Raw genomic sequence first — 21,577 nt, 5'->3', positions numbered from 1 at the left:
CTTCACTATTAAAATAGCATATGTGCAATAGCCACAATTACCAGCAGCGTCAGGAATGTACGCTGCAGGAAGATGATGACCAGATCCTTGAAATCGACCGGAATCTTGGATCCTAATAACAGTCCACCAACTTCAGACATATAGATTAATTGAGTAACAGATAAGCAGGCGATAACAAAGCGGGTCAGCTCACTCTCAATACCCGAACCAAAGATTGATGGAAGGAACATATCGGCAAATCCGACAAGGATGGAACGTGATGCTTCCGTCGCTTCAGGGATTTGAAGAAGTTCCAGGATCGGGATGAGTGGCATACCGATGTATTCGAAGAATTTCGTATTCTCCGCCACAATCAGGGCTGTAGTACCGATCGCCATCACGATGGGAGCTACGCCCATCCACATATCCAACACGTTTTTCATTCCATCCGTGAAGAATTTGGACGCACTGTTGTTGTTTTTCGCCTGAACAAGTGCCTGTTCATATCCGTATCCAACACGGCTATATCCTTCAGGAATCACTTCCATCGTATCCTTGCCTTCCTGACCGTTGAAGTAAGTGTCAGGCTTACGGGATAAGGGTGGGATCCGTGGCAATATGATGGCTGCAAGCAGTCCAGAGGCAGCTACCGTAAGATAGAAAGGAATGAAATATTCCCCGAGGTTCACCTGTGAAATGACAACGAGACAGAAGGTGATGGACACAACAGAGAAGGTTGTCCCAATGATCGCAGCTTCTTTCTTCGTATAATACCCATCTTCATACTGCTTGCTTGTCAATAATACTCCGATCGTACCGTCACCGAGCCAGGAGGCTAAGCAGTCAATGGATGAACGACCAGGGAGACCGAACACAGGGCGCATGATCTTTGTTAATAACGCTCCGAATAATTCCAATAAACCGAAATTGAGTAATAGCGGAAGGAAAAGCCCGGCAAATAAAAACACAGAAAAAAGAATGGTTAAGAGTCCGTCCGGGTTTAGTAAAAGTCCACCTGTTGCATCTGACCAGACCCACTCAGGACCTAATTTAAATAGAGTCATAATGGCAAAGATGGCTCCAACCACCCTTACGATGGCCCATACAGGTCGAACATCAAATAAACTCGAGAAAAACGGGGATTTTTCAATGAAATCCGGATGTGCAAGCTTGGTGATGAACGTCCCGATGACTGTGAGGATGATCAAGCCCGTCATGATGGCCGGTACATAGCTGCCGATCCAGTCTTGTAGAAGTCCTGATAAGACTGCGATGGGAATCGTGATTCCGTCTTCACCCGGAATCGGTATCATAAATAGAAAAACTCCCAATATGGAAGGGATGATAAATCGTAAATGACTTGATAGCGTATAGCGATGCTGATTCATAAATTCACCTCAGAAGTAGTTGTCACAAAAAATGAAACATTATTCATTCTAATGCATACATATAAATTTGTCTATTATAAATTCGGATATGCTGTATTCCTCAGATGATTTTCCCGAAGGCAGTAAAGCTGAAACATAAAATGTAGATATATATTTTTTTGATAAGTTTATACAGAAAAGAAAGCGCTCTCTTTCGTACCTATACTATTTTACTAAAATTTTAAAAAATTTCAATAATAACTTAGTCCGCCAGATGGTTTAGTTGTTCAAATAAATAGATTATTTATTTTGAAAATTAGGTTTACCTTTTGTTTAAGAGGGTATTAAGAATTCATATCTTGATGAATCAGGAGTTGTAATCGATGACATCTTTAACAATACTTACAGAAGAGCAATTGGCCAATGTTTATCAGCTGGCACAGGAAGAAGGTTTGGAAGAGGAGTTTATTGAGATGTTAGAAGGGGAGCTGGAAAGAAGGGAAAGTGTACGGTAACAAATAAGTGCATAGATAAATAATGAACGTCCATACATAAAGGCTGGCCTTCCTTGAGAAGACCAGCCTTTTTATTGGATATAAGGTTCTTTATAGAAGCAGTAATCCAAGGGAAATGACGACGCCGCTGATGACCAGGATCATGACACAGTACCCCATGATGTCCTTTGCCTTCAAGCCTGCAATGGCTAATGCCGGCAACGCCCAGAACGGCTGGATCAAATTGGTCCAAGCATCACCCCAGGCGACGGCCATGGCTGTCTTAGCCACAGAAGCATCCATGGCTTGGGCGGCATCGAGCATAATCGGGGCCTGAACGGCCCATTGTCCACCGCCGGAAGGAACAAAGAAGTTGACGATCCCGGCGCTCAGGAAGGCAAAGAAATAAAACGTTACATCATTTGAAATCGATACGATGGCTTCGCTCATGATGACAGCAAGTCCAGATGCCGTCATCATCCCCATGATGCCGGCGTAGAAAGGGAATTGAATGACAATTCCGCTTGCCCCTTTGATCGCCTCCTGGACTGCAGCAAGAAACCGTTTCGGGGTCCCGTGAAACAGGATGCCGAGAAATAAGAATAAAAAGTTTACAATATCCAAATTAAGGGCGAAACCATTTTTGATAAAGTATGAAAATAAAAACGCAATTCCCAGCACCCCTGCAACAAGTGATAATATCATGCTGTTTTCCAAACGGTCCGCAGGTGTCACTGCCTCTTCTTCAATGGCGACAGCCGTCTCGTTGAAGATTTCGGGATCAACCGTTATCGTCTCATCCTTAGACGGCATAAGCATCCGGTTGGTGATGGGCAGGATAAGAAAGAGTGCTGCTACAATGATAAGAGTGGATGTAGCAAAGATGGTGTCGTTCGTAGAGATGACACCGATTAAATCCTGGAACGGGTGCCCTTCTGTCGCGATCGAGAGCGGAATCGATCCGGAAAATCCTGCATGCCAGACGACAAATCCAGAGTAGGCACTTGCAATCAGCAAGCGGTAATCGACGCCCTTCACCCGCTTGGCGAGTTCTTTCGCAAAAAGTGCTCCGATGACAAGTCCGAATCCCCAATTGATCCAGCTTGCAATCATGGAAACGACGGTCACGATCACGATAGCGGAACCAGGAGACTTCGCAAAAGATGCAAGAAAGCCGAGGAATCGTTTAAACAATGGGCTGCTCGCAAGAACGTATCCTGTTACAAGGACAAGCACCATTTGCATGGAAAAGGCAAGAAGGCTCCAGAAACCATCTCCCCAGAACTGAACCATCTCAAGACTCGAACGATCGGTGAAGATGAGACCAAGCCCGAAAACGGCCAGCGTCAGTATGACCACAAATAAAAATGGATCGGGCAAATAACGTTGCATCATTCTGTTTGATAATGAAATAAGTCCTTTCATCTTAATCCCCCTTTTAAAAAAGTACACCTTTCCTATTGTTCTATCATTATGTGTGAAAACCCTTTCAATTTCGGAAAAATGAAAAAGCGCCCGACTCTTATATAAGAGTTCAGGCGCAATTGATTATTTTTTTGAGGGATGGTGGTTACCTTTCCTTTCTTTCCGAAGTAGCCGGAATAAGGTCACACACATCAGGATCAGAATGACCGTAAATGGCAGCGCCGAGACGAGGGAGGCGGTCTGTAATCCTTCCAGTCCACTGGAAGCCAAGAGGACGGCGGCAATGGCGGCGATCAGGACTCCCCACACGATCTTCACGATCATCGGGGGATTTAAGCTCCCTTCCGTCGTCATGCTGCTTAATATATACGTAGCTGAATCAGCCGATGTAATGAGAAAAGTGAAAATCAATAAAATGGATAATACGGACATGACCATTGTAAAGGGAAGCTCCCCATACGTTGAAAATAAAGCACTCGTGACATCTTTATTGACGCCTTCGGCAATGGATGTTCCGTTAAATAAGTCTAAATGAAGGGCGGTTCCTCCAAATACGGCGATCCACATAAGGGCGATCAGTGGTGGAACGACCAGCACACCGACAATGAATTCCCGGATGGTCCTTCCCCGTGAGACACGGGCAATGAAGGCACCGACAAATGGAGACCAGGCGATGGCCCACGCCCAATAGAATATCGTCCAATCCTGTACCCATGTCCCGCCCTGATAAGGGGTCAGACGCAAACTGTAACGAATGAAATTGGAGATATAATCGCCGATTCCGAGCGTGAAGGTATTTAATATAAACACCGTCGGACCGACGATAAAGACAAACAGCATCAAGATCAGGGCGAGGGATAGGTTGAGGTTGCTGAGCCATTTGATCCCTTTATCCAGTCCGGTTGTGGAGGATGCTAAATAAAGGACGAGGAGGATGAGCACGATGACGAGCTGAGTCACGGTTCCACTCCCTAGACCAAATACTGAGCTCAGACCCCCGTTGATCTGCAGAATCCCGAGACCAAGAGACGTCGCTACACCCATGACAGTAGCAATGACCGCAAGGATATCAATGGTATCCTTAAGGCCTGCTGAGCCTTTACGCCGCCCGATTATGGTAGAAAGGGAGGTGGAAACGAGTCCATTCTCCCCTTTCCTGAATTGAAAGTAAGCAATAATCAATCCGACAATCGTAAAGACAGACCATTGACTGACTCCCCAATGGAAAAAAGCATAGCCCATGGCAAGGCGGGCGGCTTCTTCCGTTTGGGCTTCCACACCCGGAATCGGGGTTTCAAAGAAATGACTCATTGGCTCAGCGATTCCCCAAAACACAAGTCCGATTCCGAAACCGGCTGAGAATAACATTCCGATCCAGGTGAAGAATGGATATTGAGGGCGTTCATCGTCCTTCCCAAGCCGGACTTTTCCATACTTACTCCCCATGAGAAACAGAAGGAATAGCACGAAGAAAAACACCGCTGCTAGATAAAACCACCCGAAGGAATAGGTAGTGAAACCAAAGGCTGCATTCGCTCCTTTTGCAAAAAGTTTCGGAAAAGAAGCGCCGAAGATAACTAAGATGGACACAATAATAGCTGAAATCCAAAACACTTTGTTCAAATAAGTACGATTACCCATGACATGACCTCCCGATAGAATAGACGAACGTTCTCATTATTCCCATACCCTAAAATTTGAAAGGTATTCATCTCACGAGGGTGTTCAGTATAACCCGATAAATAATTCATGATACAATGGCTAAATTAAGAATATTCAACAAGAGGAAGGTGTTTATACATGATTACATTGATTGCGACAGATATGGACGGAACACTATTGAACGAACATCAGGAAATTAGTGAAGCAAATAAGCAGGCAATCCTCGACGCACAACAGCAAGGGATTGAAGTCGTCGTGGCAACAGGCAGGTCGTATGAAGAGGCGCGATATGTCATCGAGGAAGCCGGTATTACCTGTGAAATCGTCTGTGCCAATGGGGCTGAGGTCCGAAATAAACAGGGAGAGATCATCTACCAGGCGGGGATTGAATCAGCAAAGGCAAAAGAGATTGCTGCAGTACTGAATGAAACCGGCATTTATTTTGAAATCTACACAGACCGTGGGACGTATACGGAAAACTATGAAATGGGAGTCGAACTGATCGTCGACATTTTCACCACAGCCAACCCGAATGTATCGGAGGAGCAAGTGAGACAAACGGCACGTGAACGATTTGAAAAAGGTCATATCAAACTTGTGGACGATTACGGGGTTCTTTTCGAAGGTGATTCCGAGCTTGTCTATAAATTCCTTGTTTTCTCATTTGAAGAGAACCAGTTGGCAGAAGCAAACGAAAAATTACGTGAACTGTCAGGAATCGCCATTAGCTCATCAGGGAAAGAAAATATTGAGGTGAACAGCATAGAAGCCCAAAAAGGAGTCGCACTTGAAAAATTGCTCAAGGACAAAGGGCTATCCCCTGAGAATAGCATGGCCATGGGTGATAATCTGAACGACCTGTCCATGATGAAAGTAGTGGGAAGACCGGTAGCCATGGGAAATGCCCTGGATCAGATTAAAGAATTCTGTCCGTTCATCACGGCAACGAACAAGGAAGACGGTGTAGCCAAAGCGATACAGGAGGCGATCAAACTTCCGGCAAAGTAATGAGAACAGCATCTGTTGTCCATACTGGTTAAAAGGGTGAGGAAGGGGAGCTGTTGGTATGAAAAGCAAGATAAGTTGGCTCGTGTTGTTCATAAGTCAGATCATACTGCTTAGTGCGTGCTCTTTCGGACATCCAGATAGGCAACAGGAAGAAAGCGAGTCTGTCACAAGGCCGAGTGTTGAAAGTAAAGTGGTGGCACAGAATCTCACCATTCCCTGGTCCATCCAGAAGGTTGACGGTATTTTCTATATCACACAACGAACCGGCGGAATCGTGGAGATAACGGAAGGTAAGAAGTCCGTTATAAAAACCAATCTCTCCAAAGATCTATCGGGAAGGCCAGAAGCCGGCTTATTAGGGTTTGTGCTCCATCCGGATTATAAACGTAACCAGCAGGCTTTTGCCTATTATACGTATGATGAAGCGGGGGACCCCTACAACAGGGTCGTCGTACTGAAGCGGAAAGAAAACCAGTGGACCGAGGAAGAAGTATTATTGGACCGGATTCCCGGTGGACAGTATCACCAGGGTGGCAGGCTGGAAATCGGTCCCGATCACAAGCTCTACATTACTACGGGGGATGCCACCAAACAGGATAAGGCACAGGATCTCACGTATCTGGGAGGGAAAATCCTCCGCATGGACCTGGATGGAAGAATGCCCCCTGATAATCCATTCAAAGATTCTTATGTTTACAGCTACGGTCACCGGAATCCCCAAGGCCTTGCCTGGAATCAGGATGGAGAGCTTTATGATACCGAACATGGTCCGAATGGGTTTGATGAAATCAATCTGATCAAGGCTGGAGACAATTACGGATGGCCTAAAATCACTGGGGATGAACAAAAAGAGTCGTTGATTTCACCATTGGCCCATTCAGGAGAACCGTCATGGGCCCCGTCAGGCGCAGACTTCTGGAACGGTGATCTGGTGTTTGCGTCCCTTGCCGGTCAAAGCGTGAAGCGATTTGATACAGAGACTCACCGCGTATCCGACCTGCTTACAGGGTTTGGGCGCGTAAGAGATGTGCTGGTCGAAGGGGACACCCTTTACTTTGTATCCAATAATACGGACGGCCGCGGGATTCCCCGTGAGAACGATGATAAGCTGTATGAGGTGGATTTGAAATCGTTGATGAAGGAAGAATAGAGGTTCGGTGCAAAAAAATAACACGCTGCAAGAGCGTGTTTATGAATGTTTATTCTCATCATTGTCTTTATATTTCAGAATCGCAATCACAAACATCCCAAAGCTGAGCATCAGAGATAATACTTCGAATGTATCCATGTATACATCGCCTCCTTACTCTAAGGCTTCCCGGATCTAAGATTGTCCTATACGTAAAAATACAATGCTGTTTTCGTAAACATTGTTGCTTTTGGATGTAGCGAGTGGCTGGTGATTTCCGCTGCAGGTGCTCGCTTTCCGCGGGACTGGCGGTGAGCCTCCTCGAGGTCATAAGCTAAATGGCCCAAGAAGGCAAAAGGACGCCTTCTTAGCCCATTCATCTTATGCTTGTCGGGGCTGAACGAGCCGCCTCCGCATTTCGTGCTGTCCAGCTACGGCGGCTAGCCCCTCGAGGTCATAAGCTAAATGGCCCAAGAAGGCAAAAGGACGCCTTCTTAGTCCATTGATCTTATGCTTGTCGGGGCTGAACGAGCCGCCTCCGCATTTCGTGCTGTCCAGCTACGGCGGCTAGCCCCTCGAGGTCATAAGCTAAATGGCCCAAGAAGGCAAAAGGACGCCTTCTTAGTCCATTTAGCTTATGCTTGTCGGGGCTGAACGAGCCGCCTCCGCATTTCGTGCTGTCCAGCGTTTCCCTCAGGAGTCGAGAATCAACTATGTTTTACAACCATAAAGAAAATGTGGAGATCGCTTATGCCACTGCTTATTCATTTGTTGTAGTGAACGATTTTATTTAATCGTACATTACCCTTCCACAACCCATGTTCACGATCTATTTTGCTCTGTCAACACTTACTACTCTAGAGGGTGAAGGGAACTGCGTTGACTCCTAGGGAAAACGGGCGTGCCGAGCCTGGAAGCGGTTTTTGCTGAGGAGGCTCGGCCGAACGTCCGTGGAAAGCGGGACTGCTCCCTTCACCCTCCTGCACCACAACTTAAATGACAGAGCATCGAAAATCTTAATGGGTATGCGAACAGCAACAATCTTTGCGAAAACAGCCAAATACAAAGAAGCATGAAACCTCTGAAAATCAGGGTTTCATGCTTTTTTATATTGCAGTTCTTAATCATTTCACGTTTTTATTTAAAGACTTAGATAGAGCATGAATCGCGAGTTCCAGCTGCTCCAATTTTTTCTCAAGCTTCACTAACAGAAAGAGTGTGACGGCAATGGGAAATCCGAAATTACCAAGTAATTGAACGAATACGGAATAATCCATTCGTGCTCCTCCTTTGCAATAGGCTTGGTTATGAGAGTTTCAATGCCTTTCCGATGCCCGTGGCAATGGCGCTTGAAAGCCCCGTGATAAAAGTGGGGTCCTTTAAGAGATTGGCATCATTCACGGTGTCTATAAAGAGGTTTTCCAACAAAATCGCTGGCATGGCTGTTTCTCTCAATACGGCAAAGTTCGCTTCCTTCTGTCCCCGGTCCCGTACACCATACCCCGAGAGGAAATGCATGATTTCTCCATGCATGACGTCCTGGCGCCTTCCTGTTTCCGAGGAGCTTGTCCCCGGGTAAATGTAGCTTTCAAACCCGGTGCCTCCACCGGCATTGTGATGAAGGGAGACGAAGTAAGAGGCCCCGGTGGCATTAGCAAAGTCAGCCCGCTCCGAAAGCCCTACATAGACATCCGTGGCTCTCGTCAGCCTCACGTCTGCGACATAGTTCGCTTCGAGTAATTGCTTCACTTTCAAACCGATCGTTAACGTCAGGTTCTTTTCCTGCAATCCGTTACCAGACGCACCAGGGTCTGTTCCCCCGTGGCCTGGATCAAGTACGATGATTGGCATATACTATTCCCCCTCTTATTTTTAAGCCCAGTAATAAGCCCCGGCACCATACGGGTATTCAATGCGGCTGTCATTATGAACGAATGTAGAGTACTTGATGATCCCGCTGAAACCACATGTTTTGGCGACTTCTGCCACTTGAGTCGGTGTCTTTCCTGAAGGATCGACATCGGCAGCGATTCCATACGTGTGCATACTGTTAGAGGCACCGCCCACATTGCGGTTGTGGGTGATGCTCCTGAAGCCGGAGTTGATGACAACAGGAGGATTACCCAATTTTTTTCGGAGGGCTTCAAGCTTGTACATCAGTCGACGGACATTCTCCCTTACCTGAGTCGAGCCGACATTTCCTCCGGAGAAGCCGCTACCGTCCTTGGAGTAAAATTCGCTGAATGCGAAGTTGGCCGTCGACCCGTCGCTCGCTTCCAGGGCGTTTAACTGGCTGTGTGTCTGAGGTCCTGCGATTCCGTCCGCTGACAGACCGTAAGCATTTTGAAATCGTTTGACCGCGGCTTCCGTGCCGGGCCCGAATGCCCCGTCTACTGAAACATGCGTTTTTGAAGGGGAATCCGCTGCCCAACCAGCCACTCGGATTTGAAGTTCCTTTACATCACTGCCTGAATCACCTTGTCGTAGTGTTCGTGTCCAATTCATCCAACATCGCTCCCTTAATTTTTTCTAGGCAAAGGGGATGATGAGTGAGAGAGACCATCCCAATCCCTCTCGCTCGGTGCTGTTTGCCTTACACTGTATAAAGAAGAGCCAGAAGGGAAAATGACAACCTATCTTTTAAAATTCTATGGATGGATCATGGATGAAAAAAAGGACAAGCACCCGGAATCGGGCACTTGTCCTTTCTTCATTGCTTCTTCAAATCAAAGAGTCCAGGTACATTTTCAATTGAGTAGTCCCGGACATAGCGGATCAATTTAATCTTTAACTCCTGTTCGAGATCGTCCCTGTTTTCAAGTCGTGTCAGATACAATGACTTCTTGATTTTGGGCTCGAACGAACGGATGACCTTCGTTTCATATTCCGTGTTGCTTTTCGCTTCTTTCACGAGATCGTATAGAATTCCCATCGTTTATGATTCTCCTTTTTTTAAAATGGATTTTAATAGGCTCAAAGCCTTTCTGTGACTCTTGGAGACGGCTTGTTGCGATACACCAAGCGTTCTGGCGATTTCCGTATCAGATAATTCCTGCACATAGGCAAGATCCAGGATATGCTTCTGTTTGTCCGTCAATGATTTATAGGCCAAGAGGAGTTCTTCGTTCTCCAGGCAATCCCCTAAGGTCGAATAATTGGTAAATGGAGCAATATCCGGGGACGGATCCGGAACAAGGTCGATGAACGATCCGCCCTCTTCACCTGCCTGGTCATCCAGGGTAAGGGGGTGGCGCTCGCTGTATTTCCTTATATGCTTGTCAAAGTTCACGCTGTGAAAATAGAGGGATGAACTGACGTAAGAGGTAAACCGGATATCGAAATAATGGGCTTTGAAAGCGTCGTTTAAGCGTTCTTCCTTAAGTGCACTGGGGTGACGTAAAAATTCTTCCACTAACTTCTGATTCTCTCCTTGACTGATGAAGGACTCAACGGCTTTATTATGTTTGAGATGAGGATAATGACGATAAAACTCTTTCACTAATGTGTCCATTTTTTCACCACCAATAGAACGTATGTTCGATTTTAAAGTAAAAAAAAGAGGAGAAAATCTCTCTCGGCTTTTACTTTATAAAGAAGCGGAACAAACCCGGTTCCACAACCTTCTTCTTTTATATCGTTCCATAGTACTATCTATTAAACCATATATTACAGAATGAAGTAAGTGATGAATGCACTAATTTTCCCTAATATCAGGTAGATTTGTGATTGATAGAGGGGTTGAAGGGTATGTTATCTAATATAGTATATAATCGCCCATTCTCTTTGAAGGGAAGTGATACTGTGCGTAGTAAATGGATGTTCGCATTTATACTCGTTCCTGTTCTATTGAACGGATGTGCTTCTGAAGACCCGGAAGAGGAGCAGGATTCTACTGAAGTCAACTCGGATGTACCTGCAGAGAAGCCTGCAAACAAGATGGATGTTCTGGCCAATGATGAAAAAATCATCGAGATGTTAAAGAAGACCGGAGTCATATCGGAAGATGCCTCACATGAAGAAATTGAAAAGGCACTGCAAAAATACCTGCAGGATAAAAACAATGACCAGCTCAACAATGAAAAAGAAAAGCAAAAGTATATTGATGAGATCAAAAAGAAAATCCAAGAGGGCAGTTAAGGGCAAGGGTGAAACATCCCTGCCCCGTTTTTTTGTTTATAACCGGTCAGCGCATCACGCTTCCCCCTGAGATTTTAACCGATTCCCCGACAATGTTTTCGGCAGCGTCGCTTAAAAGATAGACAATGGTGTTGGCAACTTCGACGGGTGAAGTCAGTTTTCCTGAAGGAATGCTGCCTTTGGCGACTTCCAACTGCTCCTCATAGCTTCGCCCTTCTCGTTCCCCTTTTGATTTAATGGCGTTACGGCCCATCTCCGTATCGACATACCCAGGACAGATGGCATTCACCCTGATCTTATGCTCAATCGCTTCATGGGCAAAGGCCTGGGTGAAGCCAGTCACCGCAAACTTCGACGCGCTGTACGCACTGTTTCCCTTGGTGCCTCTCAGTCCTGAAAGGGAAGAGATATTGACGATCGCTCCTTTTTGATTATCCTTCATATGGTTGTAAACTGCCTGAGAGAGTTGAACGAGGGAGAAATAGTTGAGCTCCATAATACTGCGGAGATCTTCTTCAGATACGTTCTCCACCATATCACCGCCGCCAATGCCGGCTGAATTCACAAGACCCGTAATGGAACCATGCTGCTTCGTTGCTGCTGACAGAAGGTGTTCTCGGTCATCATTACTCGTAAGATCCGCTTTGTATAGGAACACTTTACTTGAATCCCCGCACTCTGCCTTCAGCTCCTTCAACTTATCTTCATTCCGCCCGGTAATCGTCACGCGGGCACCCGCCTGGACGGCAACCTTCGCCGTCTCATATCCGATGCCGCCGGTGGCTCCGGTGATGAGGATGTGCTGGTCTTTCAACGTACTTTCGTGAAAAAGAAAACTCATTTCTTTACCTCCTTGTGATGTATAGTTGGTTTTACCCGATGGGGGGAGGCGGGAAACGGAAGGGAGCGTATTTGAAAAATAATACCCCAGTCTTATAGTTAAGTTGGATGGAATTGAAAATATATGTTGTCTTAGTAGAACCAACCCCCTCTAATATCGTTTCATGCCGAAAGTAAGAGACGAAATACCTCGTAAATTGTAACTTTTTCACTTCTTTTGACTAGTTTTATCACTAGTATTTACAATATTCAGACTAATTGATATGATCAATCTGTTCTTCAATAAGAACGAAACTAGTAATCTATTAAATTACAGGGGTGAATCAGTTGGGGAAGAAAAAGACGGCATTAAAAGTTTTTACAAGCATCACCGCGAGTACTATAGTAGCATCGACATTATTTGCAGGTAGTGTGGCAGGATCCAAGGTGGTACCTGTGTCTACTGCATCTACTACGATAGAATCGGCACCGATCGATTTAAACATCATTAACGAAGACCGGTTGGCAAAAGCTCTCAAAGATCAAGGGGTTATTTCCAAGAATGCCTCATCTGCAGAGATCCAGAAAGCTGTTAAAGAGTACATAAACAAGAAAAAAAGTGTGAAAGGAAGCAAAAGTTCTGAGACCAAAAAGCATGATGAAATGGATAAAAAGACAAAAGACTTCCTGACTAAACAAAAAGATAAACTGATGAAACAGCTTGAAAAAGGTCATGGCAACTTTAAAAAGGGGAAGCCTACCGGAACTGTAAAAGTAAACTCTGCTAAACAGGACAAATACAATGGAGATGTTCGTACGGATAAGGTGTTAGTACTCCTAACTGAGTTCGCTGACTTTAAACATAATAATATTGAGCAAGAAGAAGGATATATGTTCTCTAATGATTTCAATAAAGAGCATTATGAAAAGTTAATGTTCGGAGATAAGGATTTCAAATTGTTTAATGGGGAAAAAGTAAAAACCTTTAAGCAGTTTTATGAAGAGCAGTCAGGGGGAAGTTATACGTTGGACGGGGCTGTATCTGATTGGTTGACGGTGCCAGGAAAGGCCAGTGAATATGGTGATGACAGCCCGGCTGGCGGACATGACAATTTAGCTCCGAAAGGTCCCCGCGATTTGGTCAAAGATGCTTTGAATGCAGCAGTGGCATCTGGGATGGATTTATCTCAATACGATGTATATGATCAATATGATATGGATGAAGACGGAAATCTAAACGAGCCCGACGGTTTAGTAGATCATTTAATGATCATTCATGCTGGAACTGGACAAGAAGCTGGCGGTGGTGCTCTTGGAGATGACGCGATTTGGTCTCATCGTTGGACCTTAAATGGAGTATTTCCCGTATCAAACACTACTGCTAAGGTAGATTATTGGGGCGGTAAAATGGCAGCATACGATTACACCATCCAACCAGAAGACGGTGCAGTCGGAGTCTTCGCCCATGAGTTCGGTCATGATCTAGGACTGCCTGATGAATACGACACCCAATACACCGGTCAAGGAGAGCCGGTCGCTTCCTGGTCCATCATGAGTGGAGGTAGCTGGAATGGAAATATTGCGGGAACGGCACCGACAAGCTTCTCTCCTCAGAATAAGGAGTTCTTCCAGAAGACGATGGGTGGAAACTGGGCGAATATTACTGAGGTGAATTATGAAGAAATCGATAAAAATGGGCTGGCTACATTTATTGATCAGAGTGTAACGAAATCTAAGAACCCAGGCATCGTGAAAGTGAATCTTCCTAAGAAGGAAGTAAAGGGAATTCAGCCGGCCTTCGGGAAAAAGTATTATTACAGTACGAAGGGTGATGACCTCAATACTACGTTGGTGTCTCCTGAGTTTGATTTGACTACTGCAAAAACGGCTTCGTTTGATTTTAAAACGCTATATGATATTGAGTATGACTATGATTATTTGTATGTCACGGCTGTATCGGATAGCGGTAAGGAAGTTGAGCTGGATGTATTAGGAGACTTCAACTCAGGTGGTGGAGCGGACTCGACTAAGGGTGAATGGGTCGATAAAGGGTATGATTTAAGCCAGTTTGCAGGCGAGAAAGTCAAACTTTATTTTGAGTACGTTACGGATGGTGGACTCGCCCTTGATGGCTTTGCAATGGATAACATAATTTTGACTGTAGATGGTAATGAAGTATTCTCAGATGATGCTGAAGGTGAACCGAAATTTACGACAGCCGGTTTCGTTGTATCCAACGGTTTTGACAAAAAAAATCAGTATTACTACCTCGAGTGGAGAAACTATGCAGGCTCCGATAAAGCGTTAGCTTATTCACGCGGAGTGAAATATAACACTGGTTTAGTCGTCTGGTACGGTGACGACAGCTTCACGGATAACTGGGTGGGAGTTCACCCAGGTGAAGGGTTCATTGGAGTTGTGGATTCACATCCAGAAGCTATAATTGGGATGAGAAACGGGTCTCCTTCTACGTATCAAAGTACCCGCTACCAAGTAGCAGATGCGGCCTTCTCATTAGACAAAGCACCTGATTGGTACATTGACTCTCCATCCCGTGGCATCTTTGACTACAAAGGACTGGCTGGAGTGCGTACCTTCGATGACTCGAAATCCTATATGAACAATTTAATCCCAGATGCCGGACGTAAAACGCCTAACTTCGGACTGAAATTCGAGGTCATTGGTGAAGCGAAAGATAATACTGCCGGAGCGGTTTGGATCCACAAATAATATAGAGAAGCGACCTTGGAAACGTTCCAAGGTCGCCTTTTTTTACTCTCTTCCAATCCCATCCACAATCATCCTCACCGTCATCTCGATCTCCTTCTCATCATCCCAATCGGCTTCAGGGAGGAAGAGATACCGGACAAGGAGCAATCCGAAGATGCTGGAGGCTGAAAATCGTACGACTGCATGTGAGGGCATGTCGATGATCTGTCCCTTTTCTTTATAATGATCAACGAGCTTCACGAATTTCTCGAATACTTTTTCACCGATATGCTCCCGGAACTGTTCTTTCAGCTCGGGATGAAAGGGGATTTCCTGTATCAAAATCTTAAAAGCGGCCATGTTCTCTTTCAGGAATTCCTGCCGGTTCAGAATCATCGCTTTCAGGAAATCTTCATAGCGTTCGTATTTCGCATCTAGGACCTTATTAAGATCCCGGATGACAAACGGGGCAATCAGTTTAGCCATCGTAGGGGATACAATCGAGAGAAGCAGGTCCTTCTTCGTTTTGTAATGCCGGAAGATGGTTCCTTCTGCGACGCCGGCCTTTTTGGCAATTTGACTGGTGGAGGTTGCGGCATAGCCTTTTTCGGCAAACATTTCAATGGCGGCCTCCACAATTTTCTGCTGTTTATCCGTCAGGTTTTCTTCCTGGTCGAATAATTGTTTGAATATATTCTTTTCCTCAGACATTTTTAAACCCCTAACTTGTCGTTCATTCCTACCCTATATTTTACGGTATTTTCGGAGGGCTGCAACATTCAGGACGATAAAGAGCAGAGAAAAACCGATCAGAATCGCTAGATTATAGAGTAAATCTTCAAATGCATAGCCCCTGATCATGATATCCCTTAATGCGTCTGCGGCATAATAGAGCGGTGTGAAAGGTCCGATCCAGCTCAGCCAATCGGAAATGGTATCTAAGTTAAAGAGTCCTGAGAAGAATAACTGTGGAACGACAACAATCGGAATGAACTGCATCATCTGTAATTCATTTTTAGCAAATGCAGACAGCAATATTCCAAGAGTCAGTGCGGTGAACGATAAGGAAACGATGATGATCAATACGTTGAAGAAGCTGCCTTTCATCATCATATCCAGAACGTAGATCGAGTACCATGAAATCAAGGAAGCCTGTAAGAGTGTCACGATTCCGAATCCGATGACGTAGCTGACAACCATCTCCCAGATTTTAATCGGGGAAGCGAGAAGTCTCTCTAATGTTCCCGTTGTCCGTTCTCTTAAAAAAGATACCCCGCTGATTAAAAAGACGAAGAAGAAGACAAAAAATCCAAGCAGTACCGGTCCAAAGGAATCAAACATCTCCATGTCCCTACTTCCGTGCACATACTTTACTTCATCTGAGAGATTCTGTGAATCGGAAGGGAGCAAGGTCTGAATCTTTTTCATGACGGCCCCGTTGACCGTGGGATCACTGCCTTCGATAACAATGGACGGTGATGTGGGGTCTTCAAATGAAATATAGCCATCGAGTTCGCCATTTTTAATGTCCTTCAATGCCTTATCCGGACTTTTGTATGATTGGAAATCCTCTGTATCGAATTTCGCTTCCAGCTGCTGTGGAAGGTCCACAATCGCTACCTTGGCATCATAGTCCTTCGAGTTGAACACAAGGGCCAGCATGCTGAGAATCAACAGCGGAGCCAGGAACATCAGTGCCAATGTCCGTTTATCACGAAGAAGCTGCTGCAGGATACGTATGACAAATCCTCTAATTCTCAATGGAAACACCTCCATTTTTCAAAAAGACATCTTCAATGGAAGAGACGCCATATGTTTCTTTAATGGCATCAGGCGTGTCGCTGGAAATGATCTCTCCATGCTGCAACAGGCCGAGCTGGTCGCATCTTTCTGCTTCATCCATGACGTGGGTCGTGATGATCAGGGTCCTTCCTTCCTCTTTCAGCCGGTGGAAGCTATCCCAGATTTCTTTTCGCAGGACGGGGTCAATCCCGACCGTCGGTTCATCGAGGAACAGGACTTCAGGTTCATGGAGGAGGGCGATGGCAAGGGATAATCGTCGTTTCATCCCCCCTGAATACTGATGGACAGGCTTATTGAGGTGTTCTAACAAATCGACTGTCGTCATCACCTTTTCCATTTGTTCTTTCCGTTGGGCTTTCTTTAATCCGTAGAGGGAAGCCATAAATGCTAAATTTTCTTTTGCCGTCAATTCATCATACAAGGCATCGGATTGAGCCATATATCCTATGGTCGGATACAGCTCACTCCCTTTCAACTTGTTTCCTTTATAGGTGACACTGCCTGATGAATGTGTTTCAAGACCGATCATCAGCTTGATTAACGTCGTTTTCCCTGAACCGGAAGGACCTAATAAACCGTAGATCTTCCCTTTTGGGATGTGGAGGGAAATGTTCTTTAGTACTTCCTGAGAGCCGAATGACTTCGAAAGATTCTTTAGTTGGAGGATGGAATCCATATGAATCACACCTTTCAAGATAATGAGTGATTACTCACTTATACTATAAGCTATGTACGATCTTTTGTAAAGTGAGTAATCACTCACTAAATTATATTCTCCAAATGTATTTATAGAAGAGGACAATAAAAAAAGAGCTTGAGCAATGGCTCAAACTCTTTTCGAAAAGATTATTTTACGTTGTCATTTTCCCATTGATAGCTCCAGAATCGTTCGACGGTGACCCATTTCAATGATTCAGGGTCATTCTGCTGGATCCCTTTTTCAAGATCTTTCAGCATCCAGGCTGTTTGGGAGATATGGGCCTTCATGGCACCGATTTTTTGGTCTTTGACCGGTGTGATATCCACAAAGATATCAGGCTTGCCCAATTCTTCTTCGCAATTCTTAGAGAATGCCAGGCAGTGAAGCTTCGGTCTTGACGCTTTCGGAAGGCTTCTGACGGCACGTACGACGGCTCTTGCAGTTGCTTCGTGATCCGGGTGCACAGAGTAGTCGGGATAGAATGTGATGATAAGGGACGGGTTTAATTCTTCAATCAGTTCTGTCACCATGTTTGAGAGCTTTTCATCATTTTCAAATTCCAGGGTCTTATCCCGGTAGCCCATCATTCGAAGATCCTGGATTCCCATCACATCGGCAGCTTTTTGCAGCTCTTTTTTCCTAATTAAAGGTAGGGACTCCCTGGTCGCAAAGGGGGGATTCCCAAGGTTTCTTCCCATTTCCCCTAATGTGAGGCATGCATAGGTGACGGGCGTTCCATTGTTGACGTGCGTGGAAATCGTCCCTGATACGCCGAATGCTTCATCATCCGGGTGAGGAAAGATGACAAGCACCTGTCTTTCTTTTTCCATTTTTACCTCTCCTTTATCTATAAAGTTCAAGTAGTTTAATTGAAAGGTGTCGGGCTGACTTCAAGGGCAACGGCGAGTTTTCCGTCCCCGCCATGCCCGGCAAGCAGCAGACGGCCGTGTTCATCAAGTTCATAATGAGTCAGTCCTTCGGCGTAAATCCAGCCGAGTTCGATCTTCAGGCCGACACGGTAAGGTCCGTCCCCGATGATTTTTCCGTGCTCATAGTTGACTTTCGCGTTGCGGATATACGCTCCCGCAGAGAAAAAGCCTTCGTTGAAGTGGGAGGCATAGGCTCCATTGGTGGTTTCTAAATGTATATAAACGTCCTGACGTGCAAGCTGAGTAATGATCCCCTGCACATCGGCAATCTTGATCGGTTCCATTCTTTTTCCTCCTTAAGTACAGAAAAGACTCATAACCATTATGTACTATCTTACTAAAATTCATGAGTGATTGCGAAAACTATGATTGAGGGAGGGATGTTCATACGAGGTGAAGGATTCGTAATATTCCTAAGCAGCGGTCCGTCCCTCCCAAAAAGGTGCCAGGCACGAAATCATTGATTTGTGCCTGGCACCAAGTGTTTATTTTTCGAATCGGTTGTAGGCTCCGTGCATGACGGGTCCGACGTATTCGTTTAGTTTGAAGCCGTGCTTGATGGCGGCTGTGACGAATGTTTTGGCGTTTTGTACCGCTTCTTTTACGCCTTGTCCGTTAGCGAGGTTGGCGGTGATCGCTGCTGCGAATGTACATCCTGCCCCGTGGTTATAAGATGTTTCCACTTTTTCTTCTTCCATGCGAGTGAATTCATTTCCGTCATAGAATAGATCGAGAGCTTTGTCGTGTTGTAATTGCTTCCCGCCCTTGATGACGACGTTTTTCGCGCCGAGATCGTGAATCTTCTTGGCTGCTTCTTTCATTTCTTCAATCGTTTTGAGAGGACCCGTCTGGGCAAGCTGACCAGCTTCGAACAGGTTAGGCGTTACAATGGTCGCACGTTGCAAGAGATGTTCCCTCATGGCGTCAGTGGTTTCAGGATGGAGGACTTCATCCTCGCCTTTACATACCATGACGGGGTCAATGACCACTTTATTCAATCCGAATGCATCGATCTTTTTCGCTGCAAGCTCGATGATTTCAACGGTGCCAAGCATCCCTGTCTTCATGGCGTCGATCCCGACAGACAGGACCGTTTCCAATTGTGCTTCCAGCGTGTCGATGGACAATGGATGAACATTGTGATGCCAGTGGTTATTCGGGTCCATGGTCACCACTGTCGTGAGGGCGGTCATACCGTATACACCGTGCTCCTGGAATGTTTTAAGATCGGCCTGGATCCCTGCGCCTCCGCTCGTATCGGAACCGGCGATCGTCAGTGTTTTCTTTAATGTCATGGTTGCATTCCTCCTAAGAAAATAGCTCGTTAAAGTCTGACTAAAGAATATAATATCGACCGGGTAATTACAAATCCTTGGGACTCACGATGACGACAAAAAAAGACGTCGAGTGAAAATCCATCGACGTCTTTACAAGACTGTTAAACAAGTTTAGAAAGGCTTGGCATCATTATCGGTTGCTTCCTTGGAAGCGACGATGACCAGCTTTCCTTTGTCCAATTCTTCTTCATAGGCATCGGCTTCTGCCTGATTCATGCCGACAGACTTCATTTTTGAACGCAGTTCATCTCCGCGGCTGTTGAACATATTCCCCATGGATTCAAGGATACCCTGTTCTTTTATTCCGGTGGATTCCGTCCCTGTTGCTTCGGTAATGTGTTTAGAGCGGTGTTTGTCATGTGCGAATACGTAGATGTCATCTTTTGTGAATCCTTCGCTTGTGAATGTTTCAATTTCTTTTTTTGCTTCTAACGCGTTTTCAGCAGTCTGGACTTTATACATGTTCAATACCCTCCAGTTTTTTTGTCTTGCCCCTTCTTTTCCCGTTTATTCCAATATCAAACTTTCTATAATATGGAAATTCTTTCCGGCAGAATAATTGTTTCCAAGATTCTACATTATTTCCTATAATAGAAGAGAGGAAGGTGGAAGAAATGACAAGTCAATACAAAAAGATACAAGAAATGGAAGCGATATTGGCCGATTTGAAAGCAACTGCAAGAGAAACAAGTGCCTCTTTGGCGATTGACAATAGAAGCAGTAGACGGTGGAGCATGACAAGAAACTTTGTGACCATGTGGAAAAGGAGGGTGGGACTGACCCTTCTGGTAGTCGCACTATTGGCGGGAGGAGCATATATAGGGATTCACTCCTGGTTATCAGGCTCGACTTTCACAGAAGAAAAGGGTTCATTTGTCGAACGGATACAGGATATGAGCTCGCTGGCTACGGCTCAAGGGTTTGTGAAGGCCGTGATCGAGCAGGAAGATAATCAATTATTCGGTAAGGAAATCAATGCCGACCTGCCCGGTACGAAACGGAAGCTTCTGATGGTCGTTCCTGGAACGGTCCTTGCGGGTGTTGATTTACAAGGGATTAATGAGAAGGATATAGTAGTAGATGATGAGAAGAAAGAGATCAGACTCACGTTGCCCCGGGCGAAGATCCTGCAAGAACCTTCGATCGATACGGACAACATTAAGACGTTTTCGGTAGAAGGGATCTTCCGTAACGATGTGGGTTGGAACGAGGGGTTTGCCCTTGCTGAAGTGGCTAAGGATCAAATCAGTCAGGAAGCAATCGAACAGGGGATCCTTCAGGCAGCGGAGAAAAATGCAGAAAAGTCCTTAAAGGGGTTCTTTGAGCAAATGGGCTACAGCTTGACGATTGATTTCCATAATTAGAAAGGGTGTCTCTTAGTGACGACAATTTTTCAAAATGATTGGGCACATATATTGGAAGATGAACTTCAAAAGGAATACTATCAACATTTAAGAGAATGGTTGAAAGGGGAATATGAAACGAACACCATATACCCTGATATGCACGACATTTTCAATGCTTTTCACTACACGGCATATGAGGATGTGAAGGTTGTCCTGCTTGGCCAGGATCCCTATCATGGCCCACACCAGGCAGAAGGACTGAGCTTTTCTGTGAAAAAAGGGATGAAGATCCCTCCATCATTGCGAAATATGTACAAAGAGCTTCAAGAGGACCTTGGATGTACGGTTCCCCCTCATGGTTCATTAGTGAAATGGGCGGAACAGGGTGTCCTGTTGTTGAACACCGTGCTGACCGTGCAGGATGGCAAGGCTCACTCCCATAAAGGGAAGGGGTGGGAGAGTTTCACGAATCACGTCATTTCTGTATTGAATGAGCGGGAGAAGCCTATGGTGTTTATTTTATGGGGGAAGCCTGCCCAAACGAAACAATCCCTCATTGATTCTTCCAGGCATTGTGTAGTGTCTGCACCACATCCCAGTCCATTATCTGCCCACCGGGGTTTTTTCGGAAGCAGACCTTTTTCGAAAACAAATGCGTTCCTCCATGGAGCCGGCATGGACGAAATCGACTGGTGCATAGAATAGAAATGTTTCACGTGAAACACTCGGGGGA

At 45.4% G+C, this 21,577-nt stretch carries 24 protein-coding genes; 7 read left to right on the top strand and 17 right to left on the bottom strand.

Annotated elements, in window-relative coordinates; genetic code table 11:
• Nucleotides 1-8 precede the first annotated feature (8 nt).
• Nucleotides 9-1,367: a YjiH family protein gene (locus JI667_RS17940; protein ID WP_206857611.1), complete on the bottom strand. Its 1,359-nt coding sequence runs from the start codon at nt 1,365-1,367 to the stop codon at nt 9-11.
• A 362-nt stretch (nt 1,368-1,729) separates the two neighbouring features.
• Here JI667_RS17940 and sda point away from each other — a divergent pair, with 362 nt between their 5' ends.
• Entirely contained in the window at nt 1,730-1,861 is a 132-nt protein-coding gene (gene sda, locus JI667_RS17935; RefSeq protein ID WP_206857610.1) for a sporulation histidine kinase inhibitor Sda, read from the top strand.
• Nucleotides 1,862-1,951: 90 nt separating this feature from the next.
• Here the strand turns inward: sda and JI667_RS17930 are convergent, their stop codons facing one another.
• Both JI667_RS17930 and JI667_RS17925 read right to left on the bottom strand, forming a co-directional pair.
• Complete coding sequence (locus JI667_RS17930; RefSeq protein ID WP_206857609.1) at nt 1,952-3,265, bottom strand: short-chain fatty acid transporter; 1,314 nt, start codon at nt 3,263-3,265, stop codon at nt 1,952-1,954.
• Nucleotides 3,266-3,388: 123 nt separating this feature from the next.
• Nucleotides 3,389-4,906 carry a BCCT family transporter gene (locus JI667_RS17925; protein ID WP_206857607.1) on the bottom strand — a complete coding sequence of 506 codons (1,518 nt, stop codon included), beginning with the start codon at nt 4,904-4,906 and terminating at the stop codon, nt 3,389-3,391.
• A 159-nt stretch (nt 4,907-5,065) separates the two neighbouring features.
• Between JI667_RS17925 and JI667_RS17920 the strand changes: the two genes are divergently transcribed.
• Nucleotides 5,066-5,935 carry a Cof-type HAD-IIB family hydrolase gene (locus JI667_RS17920; RefSeq protein WP_206857605.1) on the top strand — a complete coding sequence of 290 codons (870 nt, stop codon included), beginning with the start codon at nt 5,066-5,068 and terminating at the stop codon, nt 5,933-5,935.
• A 58-nt stretch (nt 5,936-5,993) separates the two neighbouring features.
• Nucleotides 5,994-7,085 carry a PQQ-dependent sugar dehydrogenase gene (locus JI667_RS17915; protein ID WP_206857604.1) on the top strand — a complete coding sequence of 364 codons (1,092 nt, stop codon included), beginning with the start codon at nt 5,994-5,996 and terminating at the stop codon, nt 7,083-7,085.
• Nucleotides 7,086-7,124: 39 nt separating this feature from the next.
• On the opposite strand, the gene JI667_RS22810 is transcribed toward JI667_RS17915, so the two are convergent.
• The 6 genes from JI667_RS22810 to JI667_RS17890 form a co-directional block, all read right to left on the bottom strand.
• Entirely contained in the window at nt 7,125-7,223 is a 99-nt protein-coding gene (locus JI667_RS22810; protein ID WP_224944134.1) for a putative holin-like toxin, read from the bottom strand.
• A 965-nt stretch (nt 7,224-8,188) separates the two neighbouring features.
• Entirely contained in the window at nt 8,189-8,341 is a 153-nt protein-coding gene (locus tag JI667_RS17910; RefSeq protein ID WP_206857603.1) for a YvrJ family protein, read from the bottom strand.
• Between the two features lie 28 nt (nt 8,342-8,369).
• Complete coding sequence (locus tag JI667_RS17905) at nt 8,370-8,915, bottom strand: N-acetylmuramoyl-L-alanine amidase family protein (protein ID WP_206857602.1); 546 nt, start codon at nt 8,913-8,915, stop codon at nt 8,370-8,372.
• A 21-nt stretch (nt 8,916-8,936) separates the two neighbouring features.
• Nucleotides 8,937-9,569: a D-Ala-D-Ala carboxypeptidase family metallohydrolase gene (locus tag JI667_RS17900; RefSeq protein ID WP_206857601.1), complete on the bottom strand. Its 633-nt coding sequence runs from the start codon at nt 9,567-9,569 to the stop codon at nt 8,937-8,939.
• Nucleotides 9,570-9,774: 205 nt separating this feature from the next.
• Complete coding sequence (locus tag JI667_RS17895; RefSeq protein ID WP_206857600.1) at nt 9,775-9,996, bottom strand: hypothetical protein; 222 nt, start codon at nt 9,994-9,996, stop codon at nt 9,775-9,777.
• Nucleotides 9,997-9,999: 3 nt separating this feature from the next.
• A complete protein-coding gene (locus JI667_RS17890; RefSeq protein ID WP_206857598.1) occupies nt 10,000-10,575 on the bottom strand; it encodes a sigma-70 family RNA polymerase sigma factor in 576 nt (191 codons plus the stop codon).
• A gap of 236 nt (nt 10,576-10,811) precedes the next feature.
• Between JI667_RS17890 and JI667_RS17885 the strand changes: the two genes are divergently transcribed.
• Complete coding sequence (locus JI667_RS17885) at nt 10,812-11,201, top strand: hypothetical protein (protein WP_206857597.1); 390 nt, start codon at nt 10,812-10,814, stop codon at nt 11,199-11,201.
• Nucleotides 11,202-11,247: 46 nt separating this feature from the next.
• Here JI667_RS17885 and JI667_RS17880 read toward each other — a convergent pair whose 3' ends face one another.
• Entirely contained in the window at nt 11,248-12,042 is a 795-nt protein-coding gene (locus JI667_RS17880; RefSeq protein WP_206857595.1) for an SDR family NAD(P)-dependent oxidoreductase, read from the bottom strand.
• Between the two features lie 326 nt (nt 12,043-12,368).
• On the opposite strand from JI667_RS17880, the gene JI667_RS17875 reads away from it, so the two are divergent.
• On the top strand, nt 12,369-14,750 hold the full coding sequence (locus JI667_RS17875; RefSeq protein WP_206857593.1) for an immune inhibitor A domain-containing protein: 2,382 nt from the start codon (nt 12,369-12,371) through the stop codon (nt 14,748-14,750).
• 42 nt (nt 14,751-14,792) lie between these two features.
• On the opposite strand, the gene JI667_RS17870 is transcribed toward JI667_RS17875, so the two are convergent.
• From JI667_RS17870 to JI667_RS17840, 7 genes are all read right to left on the bottom strand, one after another.
• Nucleotides 14,793-15,440, bottom strand: coding sequence for a TetR/AcrR family transcriptional regulator (locus JI667_RS17870; RefSeq protein WP_206857591.1), 648 nt, complete (start codon nt 15,438-15,440; stop codon nt 14,793-14,795).
• A gap of 33 nt (nt 15,441-15,473) precedes the next feature.
• Nucleotides 15,474-16,490 (bottom strand): ABC transporter permease, encoded by a 1,017-nt coding sequence (locus JI667_RS17865; protein WP_206857590.1) that lies wholly within the window; start codon nt 16,488-16,490, stop codon nt 15,474-15,476.
• Nucleotides 16,480-17,208, bottom strand: a complete 729-nt coding sequence (locus tag JI667_RS17860) for an ABC transporter ATP-binding protein (protein ID WP_206857588.1) — start codon at nt 17,206-17,208, stop codon at nt 16,480-16,482. Before JI667_RS17860 ends, JI667_RS17865 begins: the two co-directional genes overlap by 11 nt.
• A gap of 170 nt (nt 17,209-17,378) precedes the next feature.
• Complete coding sequence (bshB2, locus tag JI667_RS17855) at nt 17,379-18,062, bottom strand: bacillithiol biosynthesis deacetylase BshB2 (protein ID WP_206857587.1); 684 nt, start codon at nt 18,060-18,062, stop codon at nt 17,379-17,381.
• 35 nt (nt 18,063-18,097) lie between these two features.
• Nucleotides 18,098-18,445, bottom strand: coding sequence for a YojF family protein (locus JI667_RS17850; protein ID WP_206857586.1), 348 nt, complete (start codon nt 18,443-18,445; stop codon nt 18,098-18,100).
• Between the two features lie 201 nt (nt 18,446-18,646).
• Entirely contained in the window at nt 18,647-19,456 is an 810-nt protein-coding gene (gene pdxK / locus JI667_RS17845; RefSeq protein ID WP_206857585.1) for a pyridoxine/pyridoxal/pyridoxamine kinase, read from the bottom strand.
• A gap of 153 nt (nt 19,457-19,609) precedes the next feature.
• Nucleotides 19,610-19,960 carry a general stress protein gene (locus JI667_RS17840; protein ID WP_206857584.1) on the bottom strand — a complete coding sequence of 117 codons (351 nt, stop codon included), beginning with the start codon at nt 19,958-19,960 and terminating at the stop codon, nt 19,610-19,612.
• Between the two features lie 152 nt (nt 19,961-20,112).
• On the opposite strand from JI667_RS17840, the gene JI667_RS17835 reads away from it, so the two are divergent.
• Nucleotides 20,113-20,862: a DUF4230 domain-containing protein gene (locus JI667_RS17835; RefSeq protein ID WP_206857583.1), complete on the top strand. Its 750-nt coding sequence runs from the start codon at nt 20,113-20,115 to the stop codon at nt 20,860-20,862.
• Nucleotides 20,863-20,877: 15 nt separating this feature from the next.
• Nucleotides 20,878-21,549: a uracil-DNA glycosylase gene (locus tag JI667_RS17830; protein ID WP_206857582.1), complete on the top strand. Its 672-nt coding sequence runs from the start codon at nt 20,878-20,880 to the stop codon at nt 21,547-21,549.
• Nucleotides 21,550-21,577 lie beyond the last annotated feature (28 nt).

This window comes from Bacillus sp. NTK074B (genome assembly GCF_017303375.1).
Taxonomy (GTDB): domain Bacteria; phylum Bacillota; class Bacilli; order Bacillales; family Bacillaceae_B; genus Rossellomorea.
The sequence above is the reverse complement of the archived record's forward strand: the minus strand, read 5'-3'. Positions and strand labels throughout refer to the sequence as shown.

What these genes read in the sequence shown, in the direction of transcription:
- JI667_RS17940 (WP_206857611.1), bottom strand. Translation starts at nt 1,367, where the DNA reads ATGAATCAGCATCGCTATACGCTATCAAGTCATTTACGATTTATCATC.
- sda (WP_206857610.1), top strand. Translation starts at nt 1,730, where the DNA reads ATGACATCTTTAACAATACTTACAGAAGAGCAATTGGCCAATGTTTAT.
- JI667_RS17930 (WP_206857609.1), bottom strand. Translation starts at nt 3,265, where the DNA reads ATGAAAGGACTTATTTCATTATCAAACAGAATGATGCAACGTTATTTG.
- JI667_RS17925 (WP_206857607.1), bottom strand. Translation starts at nt 4,906, where the DNA reads ATGGGTAATCGTACTTATTTGAACAAAGTGTTTTGGATTTCAGCTATT.
- JI667_RS17920 (WP_206857605.1), top strand. Translation starts at nt 5,066, where the DNA reads ATGATTACATTGATTGCGACAGATATGGACGGAACACTATTGAACGAA.
- JI667_RS17915 (WP_206857604.1), top strand. Translation starts at nt 5,994, where the DNA reads ATGAAAAGCAAGATAAGTTGGCTCGTGTTGTTCATAAGTCAGATCATA.
- JI667_RS22810 (WP_224944134.1), bottom strand. Translation starts at nt 7,223, where the DNA reads ATGGATACATTCGAAGTATTATCTCTGATGCTCAGCTTTGGGATGTTT.
- JI667_RS17910 (WP_206857603.1), bottom strand. Translation starts at nt 8,341, where the DNA reads ATGGATTATTCCGTATTCGTTCAATTACTTGGTAATTTCGGATTTCCC.
- JI667_RS17905 (WP_206857602.1), bottom strand. Translation starts at nt 8,915, where the DNA reads ATGCCAATCATCGTACTTGATCCAGGCCACGGGGGAACAGACCCTGGT.
- JI667_RS17900 (WP_206857601.1), bottom strand. Translation starts at nt 9,569, where the DNA reads ATGAATTGGACACGAACACTACGACAAGGTGATTCAGGCAGTGATGTA.
- JI667_RS17895 (WP_206857600.1), bottom strand. Translation starts at nt 9,996, where the DNA reads ATGGGAATTCTATACGATCTCGTGAAAGAAGCGAAAAGCAACACGGAA.
- JI667_RS17890 (WP_206857598.1), bottom strand. Translation starts at nt 10,575, where the DNA reads ATGGACACATTAGTGAAAGAGTTTTATCGTCATTATCCTCATCTCAAA.
- JI667_RS17885 (WP_206857597.1), top strand. Translation starts at nt 10,812, where the DNA reads ATGTTATCTAATATAGTATATAATCGCCCATTCTCTTTGAAGGGAAGT.
- JI667_RS17880 (WP_206857595.1), bottom strand. Translation starts at nt 12,042, where the DNA reads ATGAGTTTTCTTTTTCACGAAAGTACGTTGAAAGACCAGCACATCCTC.
- JI667_RS17870 (WP_206857591.1), bottom strand. Translation starts at nt 15,440, where the DNA reads ATGTCTGAGGAAAAGAATATATTCAAACAATTATTCGACCAGGAAGAA.
- JI667_RS17860 (WP_206857588.1), bottom strand. Translation starts at nt 17,208, where the DNA reads ATGGATTCCATCCTCCAACTAAAGAATCTTTCGAAGTCATTCGGCTCT.
- bshB2 (WP_206857587.1), bottom strand. Translation starts at nt 18,062, where the DNA reads ATGGAAAAAGAAAGACAGGTGCTTGTCATCTTTCCTCACCCGGATGAT.
- JI667_RS17850 (WP_206857586.1), bottom strand. Translation starts at nt 18,445, where the DNA reads ATGGAACCGATCAAGATTGCCGATGTGCAGGGGATCATTACTCAGCTT.
- pdxK (WP_206857585.1), bottom strand. Translation starts at nt 19,456, where the DNA reads ATGACATTAAAGAAAACACTGACGATCGCCGGTTCCGATACGAGCGGA.
- JI667_RS17840 (WP_206857584.1), bottom strand. Translation starts at nt 19,960, where the DNA reads ATGTATAAAGTCCAGACTGCTGAAAACGCGTTAGAAGCAAAAAAAGAA.
- JI667_RS17835 (WP_206857583.1), top strand. Translation starts at nt 20,113, where the DNA reads ATGACAAGTCAATACAAAAAGATACAAGAAATGGAAGCGATATTGGCC.